This is a genomic window from Paracoccus sp. SCN 68-21, from assembly GCF_001724535.1.
Lineage (GTDB): Bacteria > Pseudomonadota > Alphaproteobacteria > Rhodobacterales > Rhodobacteraceae > Paracoccus > Paracoccus hibiscisoli.
The window spans coordinates 1-7,448 of record NZ_MEES01000083.1 but is presented as its reverse complement, the minus strand read 5'-3'; the positions used below and the strand labels follow the sequence as shown (position 1 = coordinate 7,448).

At 73.1% G+C, this 7,448-nt stretch carries 11 protein-coding genes; 6 read left to right on the top strand and 5 right to left on the bottom strand.

The genetic code is table 11. The annotated features are described in order from the left end of the window. Nucleotides 1-185 (top strand): iron chelate uptake ABC transporter family permease subunit (locus ABS73_RS16565; RefSeq protein ID WP_286693567.1); only part of this gene is annotated, 185 nt, incomplete at its 5' end. Next, on the top strand, nt 182-940 hold the full coding sequence (locus ABS73_RS16560) for an iron ABC transporter ATP-binding protein (RefSeq protein ID WP_277021236.1): 759 nt from the start codon (nt 182-184) through the stop codon (nt 938-940). The genes ABS73_RS16565 and ABS73_RS16560, both read left to right, overlap by 4 nt. 186 nt (nt 941-1,126) lie before the next feature. Here ABS73_RS16560 and tolA read toward each other — a convergent pair whose 3' ends face one another. The 4 genes from tolA to ABS73_RS16540 are packed head-to-tail and all read right to left on the bottom strand — an operon-like array spanning nt 1,127 to nt 3,502. Further along, complete coding sequence (tolA, locus tag ABS73_RS16555; RefSeq protein ID WP_286693566.1) at nt 1,127-2,014, bottom strand: cell envelope integrity protein TolA; 888 nt, start codon at nt 2,012-2,014, stop codon at nt 1,127-1,129. Beyond that, a complete protein-coding gene (locus ABS73_RS16550) occupies nt 2,011-2,391 on the bottom strand; it encodes an ExbD/TolR family protein (protein WP_277021231.1) in 381 nt (126 codons plus the stop codon). Before ABS73_RS16550 ends, tolA begins: the two co-directional genes overlap by 4 nt. After that, complete coding sequence (locus ABS73_RS16545; RefSeq protein WP_277021228.1) at nt 2,391-2,789, bottom strand: ExbD/TolR family protein; 399 nt, start codon at nt 2,787-2,789, stop codon at nt 2,391-2,393. The genes ABS73_RS16550 and ABS73_RS16545 overlap by 1 nt, the downstream gene beginning before the upstream one ends. Beyond that, nucleotides 2,786-3,502, bottom strand: coding sequence for a MotA/TolQ/ExbB proton channel family protein (locus tag ABS73_RS16540; protein WP_277021226.1), 717 nt, complete (start codon nt 3,500-3,502; stop codon nt 2,786-2,788). Before ABS73_RS16540 ends, ABS73_RS16545 begins: the two co-directional genes overlap by 4 nt. A 161-nt stretch (nt 3,503-3,663) precedes the next feature. Between ABS73_RS16540 and mobA the strand changes: the two genes are divergently transcribed. Both mobA and ABS73_RS16530 read left to right on the top strand, forming a co-directional pair. After that, nucleotides 3,664-4,275, top strand: a complete 612-nt coding sequence (gene mobA, locus ABS73_RS16535) for a molybdenum cofactor guanylyltransferase MobA (protein WP_277021222.1) — start codon at nt 3,664-3,666, stop codon at nt 4,273-4,275. Beyond that, nucleotides 4,262-5,101 carry a hypothetical protein gene (locus ABS73_RS16530; protein ID WP_277021219.1) on the top strand — a complete coding sequence of 280 codons (840 nt, stop codon included), beginning with the start codon at nt 4,262-4,264 and terminating at the stop codon, nt 5,099-5,101. Before mobA ends, ABS73_RS16530 begins: the two co-directional genes overlap by 14 nt. Here ABS73_RS16530 and ABS73_RS16525 read toward each other — a convergent pair. Beyond that, nucleotides 5,098-6,117, bottom strand: a complete 1,020-nt coding sequence (locus ABS73_RS16525) for a LacI family DNA-binding transcriptional regulator (RefSeq protein ID WP_277021216.1) — start codon at nt 6,115-6,117, stop codon at nt 5,098-5,100. The two genes, ABS73_RS16530 and ABS73_RS16525, sit on opposite strands and share 4 nt — an antisense overlap. Nucleotides 6,118-6,279: 162 nt before the next feature. Here ABS73_RS16525 and ABS73_RS16520 point away from each other — a divergent pair, with 162 nt between their 5' ends. Both ABS73_RS16520 and ABS73_RS16515 read left to right on the top strand, forming a co-directional pair. Beyond that, nucleotides 6,280-6,990: a TspO-related membrane protein gene (locus ABS73_RS16520; RefSeq protein ID WP_277021213.1), complete on the top strand. Its 711-nt coding sequence runs from the start codon at nt 6,280-6,282 to the stop codon at nt 6,988-6,990. A gap of 24 nt (nt 6,991-7,014) precedes the next feature. After that, entirely contained in the window at nt 7,015-7,401 is a 387-nt protein-coding gene (locus ABS73_RS16515) for a redoxin domain-containing protein (RefSeq protein ID WP_277021210.1), read from the top strand. Nucleotides 7,402-7,448 lie beyond the last annotated feature (47 nt).

Sequence of the window (7,448 nt, the reverse complement as noted above, 5' to 3'; positions counted from 1 at the left end):
TGATGCGCAGCGCGCGCCACGCGGCGCTGCTGCCCGCGGCGGCGCTGTCGGCGGCGATCCTGCTGGTGGGGGGGCAGTGGCTGTTCGAACGCCAGCTGGGCCAGGCCGCCACCCTGTCGGTCGTCGTGGAATTCGCGGGCGGCCTGTTCTTCCTGTATCTGCTGCTGAAGGGGCGCATCCGATGATCCAGATCCAAGGGGTCAGCCACGCGATCGGCGGCACGCCGATCCTGCACGACATCACCACGACCCTGCCCAAGGGGCGGCTGACGGCGCTGATCGGGCCGAACGGGGCGGGCAAGTCGACGCTGCTGCGCCTGATCGGCCGGCTGGAGCCGCTGCAACAGGGCCGCATCACCGTGGCCGGTCACGACGTGGCGACGACGCCCACGGACCGGCTGGCCCGCGTCATGGCGATCCTGGGCCAGCAGACCGCCATCGCCAGCCGGCTGCGCCTGGCAGAGCTGGTGGCCTTTGGCCGCTGGCCGCATCACAAGGGGCGCCCCGGCCCGCAGGATCAGGCGCAGGTCTGGCTGGCACTGAAGGCCTTTGCGTTGACCGACCTGGCGGACCGGTTCCTGGACGAGGTGTCGGGCGGGCAGGCGCAGCGCGCGCATATCGCGATGGCCTGGGCGCAGGACACCGACTGGATGCTGCTGGACGAGCCGCTGAACAACCTGGACATGAGCCACGCCCGCAGCCTGATGGCCCGCCTGCGCGGGCTGGTCGACCAGGGCGGGCGCAGCGTGGCAATCGTGGTGCACGAGATCAACTATGCCGCGGCCTGGGCCGATCACGTGATCGCGCTGAAAGGCGGGCGCGTTGTGGCCCAGGGCACCGCGGCCGAGGTGCTGACCGAGGCGCGGCTGTCCGAACTCTACGAGACGCCGATCCGCGTCGGCACGCATCAGGGCCGCCCGCTGGTGCTGCACCACGCCTGACGGGGCGCGCACCTGCCGGGCCTGCGGTCCGGCGGAGCCCCGGGGGGCTGCACCCCCCGGACCCCCCGCATCCGCGCGCCTGATCGGTCCCGCCACACGCGGACGGTTGCGGGGCAGGACAGCGGGGGCGCAGCCCCCGGCGCAAGACGCCCCTTCGATGGGGGCGGCTTGCGCAGCCGGTCCCGGTCAGCGCAGGGGGATGGGCAGGTGGAACGGATAGGCAGCCTCGGTCAGCGCGGCCGGCGCTGCGGGGCAGCGGCGCGCGCGCTGCGCGGCGGTGACCGCGGCCTGATCCATCGCGGCATCCCCGGATGAGCCCGCGACGCCCACCCCCCGGATGGTCCCGTCACGCCCCACCGTCAGCGCCAGCAGCACGGTCCCCTGCCCGCGCGCGTTGCGCGGCGCCGAGGCGCGGCGCCCGATGCAGCTCTGGATGCGCCCGCTCCATTGCGCCATCGCATTGTCGCGCTGCGCCGCGCTGGCCGATGCACCGCCGCCGCCGCCAGCCTCGCGGGTCTGCGCGGCGCTACCCCCCTGACCGCCCCGCTGCGCCTGCTGATCACGGTCGCCGCGCACGGCCTCTGCGGGCGCCGGATCGCGGGGGCGGGCCTGGCGCTGCGGCGTGGGCGCGGGGGGCGCGCGCCGTTCGGGACGCGCTTGGGGACGGCTGGAGGCATCCAGTGCCAGCTGCGAGGCCGGCTCAACGTCGGGCACCGCCTCTGGTGGCGGCGGCAGGTTTGGCATGGTAGCCGGGGCCTCGGGTGCGGGCATGGGCGGCGTCGGCATCGCAGGGGCGGGCATCGCAGGCGGGGCCGCCGCAGGCATCGGCATGTCGGGTAGTTCGGCCTGGGGGGTCATCGGCTGGGGCATGGCGATCTCGGGCGGGCTCTCCCAATCCGCGACCATCGCCTGCACCGCCTCTCCCCCTGCGGCCACCTGGGCGGGCGCGCTATCCGCGCCGGCGCCGCGCTGCGCCTCCTGCGGCAGCATCATCACCGCCGCCGAGACATGCAGCGCCGCGGCGATGGTGAACACCCCGGCCGTCTCCAGCACCCGCCGAGAAACCATGCTCATCCTCCGTTCACGACCAGCTGCGCGCCGCCCGGCGCGATCCGGCGCAGACGCGCCAGATGCGTGGCCACCACCGTCGCGGGCGTCGCCGCATCGGCGCGGATCTGGACCGGGGCGTCGCCCGCCGCGGCCCGGATCAGCGGCCAGACCGCATCGCCGCGCGCCTCGTTCCAGGCCAACTCTCCCTCGGCCGATAGGAACAGCACGTCCTGCACCGGGGCGGGCTGGTCGGACCGGCTGTCGGGCGGGGTCAGCGCAAAGGGCGTGGGCCGCGCGATCTGCGCGGTCAGCAGGAAAAAGATCAGCAGCAGGAACACCACGTTGATCATCGGAATGATCGATTCGCCGCGCGGGCGGCGGGGGGGCATGTCGATGCGCATCACGGGCCCTCGATCAGGATCAGGTTGCCGATGCCCGCCGATGTCAGCAGGTCCATCACATCGACCAGCCGCTGCAGGTCCGCGCCCTCCTGCGGGCGCAGGATCACCCCCGCGCCCGGATCGGGCAACAGCGCAGACAGCGCGGGCGCAAGATCCTCCGCCGCCAGGGCCTCGCCGTTCAGGCTCAGCGCATCGGGGGCCACATCGACCAGACGCGGCGCGCCCTGCCAGTCGCTGGCCGCGCCCTCGGCCCCGCCCGCGATGGGCAGCACCGCATCCATCCCGAACCGCGACGCCAGCATGAAAAAGATCAGCAGCAGGAACACCACGTCGATCATCGGCGTCAGCGACATCCGGCGCGGATGCCGCCGCGGGCCCAGATCCAGCACCGCGCTCATGCGGGGGCGCCGGCCAAGGCCGCGGGTCCGGGGCGGCGCAGGAGGGCGTCACGCGGGGTGGCGCCCGTCTGCACGGGGGCCACGAAGACGCGGGTGGCCAGATCCTCCAGGTCGGATTGCAGGCGGTCGGCGATGCTCTCGAACCAGGACAGGGCGACGCCTGCCGGGATGGCCACCGCCATGCCCGCCGCCGTGGTCAGCAGGGCGACCCAGATGCCGCCCGCCAGATCCGACGGGTCGGCCTGGTTGCCCGCGCTTTGCAGCACGCGAAACGCGTCGATCATGCCCAGAACCGTGCCCAACAGGCCCAGCAGCGGCGCGATGGTGGCGATCAGCTCCAGCGCGCGCAGCCCCTCGCGGGACCGGTACAGCGCCTGCCGGGCCACGCGGGCGGTCTCCTCTCGGGCGGCGCGGTCGTCGAAACGCGGGTCCAGCGCGGTGCCGATGGCGGCCTGCGCCACCCGCGCCCGGGCCGAGGGCCGCCCCCGCACCGCGTCCAGCGCCTCGCGCCGCCGTCCCTGACCCCACAGCGCGATGGCGCGGGCCGAATGACGCCCGCCCCAGACGCCCAGCCGCCACAGCGACAACAGCTTCCACAGCACGACGGCCAGCGTCACGACCGACAGGGCGGCGATCAGCCACATGGTCCAGCCGCCGTCGCGGATCAGTCCGAACAGCGGCAGCGCCGCCAGAGTGGTGCCAAGATCGGTCATGGGTTCGGTTCCTTGGGCGTGGCGGTCGCGGACCGCGAAACGGGGGCACCCGGGATCGGTGCCGATAGATGACGTTAATGGTCGGGTAAGGAATCCGACGAAAGATGTCAAGAATAGCCGCGCCCCTTGTCCCACCCCCCGCGGCAGGGCACTGTGCCGCCATGACCCACGCCCCCCTTCCCGCGATGATCCTGGCCGGAGGCCGCGCCACCCGCATGGGCGGCGGGGACAAGCCGCTGGTCCTGCTGGCCGGTCGCCCGATCCTGGCGCATCTGCTGGACCGGCTGCGGCCCCAGGTGGGGCGGCTTGCGCTGAACGCGAATGGCGATCCGGGGCGATGGGCGGGCTGGGCCCTGCCGGTGGTGGGCGACAGCCTGCCCGACCATCCCGGACCGCTGGCGGGGGTGCTGGCGGCGATGGATTGGGCGGCGGCCCAGGGCGCGGCCCATGTGCTGACCGTGGCGGGCGATTCGCCCTTTCCGCCTGCCGACCTGGCCGCCCGGCTCTGGGCGGCGCGGGGCGCGTCGGGCCTGGCGCTGGCCGCCAGCCACGATCGCCACGGCACCCCGCGCGATCATCCGACCTTCGGGCTGTGGCCTGTGGCGCTGAGGGGTGATCTGGCCGCGACCCTGGCCGCCGGACAGCGGCGGGTGCGCGATTTCACCGCCCGGCACCATCCCGGCATCGCCGTCTGGCAGGGGCCGGACCCGTTTGCCAACATCAACACCCCCGCCGATCTGGCCCTGGCCGAGGCGCGCCTTGCCGCGCTTTGACCGCATCCTGATCCTGGACTGGTCTGCGGCGGGCAGGCCGGTGCGCGGGGCGAATTCCATCTGGCTGGGCTGCGACGCGGGCAGCCTGTCGAACCCCGACACCCGCCAGCGCGCCTGGAAACAGCTGCGCTGCGCCCTGTCGCGGGCCCGGCGGACCGGACAGCGAGTGCTGATCGGGGCCGATTTCGCCTTTGGCCATCCCAACGGGCTGGCCGCGCGGCTGACGGGGCGGGGCTGCGCGCTGGCGCTGTGGGATCATCTGTCGGCGTTGCACCGGGACGACGACAGCAATGCCAGCAACTATCGCGACGTGGCGGCGGGGATGAACCGGGCCTTGGGCGCGGCGGTCTTCTGGGGGGATGGGCGGCGCGTGGCCACGCCCGACCTGCCGCGGCTGCGACCGCCGCCCGTCCTGCCCCCTCATCGCGTCACCGAAACCCCGGTGCCGGGCGGGCCACGGCCCAAATCGCCCTTTCAGCTGGCCGGGGCGGGCGCGGTCGGCGCGCAGAGCCTGACCGGCATCCCCTGGCTGAACCGCCTGCGCAGCCGCCCCGGCGCGGCGGTCTGGCCGTTCCAGCCCTGGCAGGACGCCCCCGTGGTCCTGGCCGAGGTCTATCCCTCGATGCTGGGCCGCCTGGACGCGGCAGACTGGCCCTGCCTGGACGCGGCGCAGGTGGTGACCCTGGCCCGCACGCTGCGCCGCCTGGACGACGCCGGTGCGCTGGAGCCGATGCTGGCCCCCGACCCGCGCATCACCGACCTGGCCTCCGAAGGCCAGATCCTGGGGTTCGGCCATGAGGCGACCCTGCGCGCGGCGATGCCCTAGGCGGGCGGCGCGGTCGACCGGCCGATCACCAGCTCCGCCTCCAGCAACTCCTGGACCGGGTCGCCGGGGCCGCCGGTGATGCGGTCGATCAGCAGCGCCGCGCAGCGCGCCCCCGCCACCCGCACCGGCGACCGCATGGCGCTGAACACGGGCACGGCCTCGCGGTTGGCGCAATAGGACAGATCGTCGTCAAAGGTCAGCACCGACAGATCGCGCCCCAGGACCAGCCCCGCCTCCTCGACGGCCTGGCGCACGCCGGTGGCGATCATCGTGGCCGCGCACAGGATCGCGGTCGGCCGCGCCCCGCCCAGCAGCCGCCGGGCCTGGGCATAGCCGTATGCGGCGGTCATCTCTCCGCTGGCCATCAGCGCGGGGTCCGTGGACACCCCCGCATCGGCCAGCGCCCGCAGATAGCCGTCGCGGCGGCGGCGCGCGAAATCCAGCCGCTCATCTCCGTTGATCAGCGCGATGCGGCGGTGCCCCAGCTGCAGCAGGAACGCGGTCCCGCGCTGGAACGCGCGCTGGTTGTTCACGTCGACCCAGGAATAGGGGCCGTCATGCCCCGTCACCCGCCCATGCACGACATAAGGCAGCCCGATCCGGTCCAACAGCGCCGGGCGCGGGTCGTCATGGCGCGGGAACTGCACGATCACGCCCCCGATCAGCCCCTTGGAGGACAGCGCCCGATAGGCGTCGGGCTGTTCCTCCTCAGGCACCACGGTCAGGTTGATCTCGAACCGGCGGCGGGCGCATTCCTCGCCCACGCCTGCCAGGAAATCGGCATAGATCGGGTTCACGATCTCATTCCGCCCGCCGATGGGGATGACGCAGCCGATGGTGCTGGCATGGCCCATCGCCAGGAACCGGGCATGGGCGTTGGGCTGGTATCCGTGCTGGCGGGCGGCGGCGATCAGGCGGGCGCGGGTCTGGGCGTTGACCTCGGGATGGCCGTTCAGCGCGCGGCTGACCGTGGTGGCGGACATGCCGACCAGCTTGGCGAAATCCTTCAGTTTCATCGTCTGCACGGGCCTGGGGCTGCGGCGCGTGGTCGCGCCGGTCTGCGGGGGCCCTATCCATGCCGCGATCCGGGGCGCATGGCAACTGCCGCGCGGCCTTGGGCGTTGACAAACGCCCGCCACAGGGCACCCTTGTCGCCCGACACTCCCTCAAGGCACATGATGACGAACCGAACCCTGGCGATCCTGGTCCTTGTCGCGGCGCTGGCCTTTGCGGCCTCTCCGCTGCTGTTTCCGGGCTTTGCGGGCTATGACCCCGACCGCTTTCCGATCCCCCAGCAGAACCCGCCGATCCAGCCGGCGGGCTGGGCCTTCTCCATCTGGGGGGTGATCTATCTGTGGCTGATCGCGGGCGCCGCCTTCGGCCTGTGGCGCCGCGCGGATGACGAGGACTGGCTGCCCCTGCGCGCGCCGCTGCTGGTCAGCCTGACCATCGGCTTTGCCTGGCTGCCGGTGGCGCAGCGCCTGCCGGGGCTGGCCACGCTGATGATCCTGGCGATGCTGGTCAGCGCCATCGTCGCGATGATCTGGGCCGGACGCCGCGACCGCTGGCTGGAGGGACCGCCCATTGCCCTCTATGCGGGCTGGCTGACGGCGGCCTCGGGCGCCTCGGTCGGGATCTGGCTGGGCGGGCATGGCGTGCTGTCCGCGCAGATGGCCGCCATCCTGTGCCTGATCGCGGTGGCCGCCCTGGCCCTGGGCGTGCAGTCGCTGCGCCCGCGCGAATGGGCCTATCCGGCGGCGGTCATCTGGGCGCTGGTGGCGATCATCGCCGCCAATTGGGGCGCGGGCAACTGGCCGGTGATCGGCATCGCCGCCCTCTCTGTCGCCGCCCTGGCCGCCCGCATTGTCCAAACCCGCCGACCGTCCTGACCCCCCGCAAAAAGGAGAAAGCCCATGAAACGCCGCCTTTTCCTGTCCCTGGCCACCGCCCTGCCCGCCCTGGGCCTGACCCGCGCCCGCGCGCAGGCGGTGCCCAGCTTTACCTTTCCGTCGGTGGACGGGGGCGATTACGACACGGCAGGGTGGCGGGGCCGCCCGGTGCTGGTGGTCAACACCGCCTCGATGTGCGGCTTCGCGGGCCAGCTGGCCGACATGCAGGCGCTGCACGACGCCTATGCCCCGCGCGGGCTGGTGGTGCTGGCCGTGCCCTCCAACGATTTCAACCAGGAGCTGGCCAGCGGGGCCGAGGCCAAGGCCTATTGCGAGCTGCAATACGGCATGACCCTGCCCATGGACCTTGTTGCACATCTCAGTGATGGGGATTCACTGAGCGCGTCCTGAGGGTTAGGTCGAGGGCATGCCGAAGCCTTCCCCGATCCGCTACCGCA

Excerpts from the sequence above, each read along its gene's own strand:
- ABS73_RS16560 (WP_277021236.1), top strand. The coding sequence starts at position 182 with ATGATCCAGATCCAAGGGGTCAGCCACGCGATCGGCGGCACGCCGATC.
- tolA (WP_286693566.1), bottom strand. The coding sequence starts at position 2,014 with ATGAGCATGGTTTCTCGGCGGGTGCTGGAGACGGCCGGGGTGTTCACC.
- ABS73_RS16550 (WP_277021231.1), bottom strand. The coding sequence starts at position 2,391 with ATGCGCATCGACATGCCCCCCCGCCGCCCGCGCGGCGAATCGATCATT.
- ABS73_RS16545 (WP_277021228.1), bottom strand. The coding sequence starts at position 2,789 with ATGAGCGCGGTGCTGGATCTGGGCCCGCGGCGGCATCCGCGCCGGATG.
- ABS73_RS16540 (WP_277021226.1), bottom strand. The coding sequence starts at position 3,502 with ATGACCGATCTTGGCACCACTCTGGCGGCGCTGCCGCTGTTCGGACTG.
- mobA (WP_277021222.1), top strand. The coding sequence starts at position 3,664 with ATGACCCACGCCCCCCTTCCCGCGATGATCCTGGCCGGAGGCCGCGCC.
- ABS73_RS16525 (WP_277021216.1), bottom strand. The coding sequence starts at position 6,117 with ATGAAACTGAAGGATTTCGCCAAGCTGGTCGGCATGTCCGCCACCACG.
- ABS73_RS16520 (WP_277021213.1), top strand. The coding sequence starts at position 6,280 with ATGACGAACCGAACCCTGGCGATCCTGGTCCTTGTCGCGGCGCTGGCC.
- ABS73_RS16515 (WP_277021210.1), top strand. The coding sequence starts at position 7,015 with ATGAAACGCCGCCTTTTCCTGTCCCTGGCCACCGCCCTGCCCGCCCTG.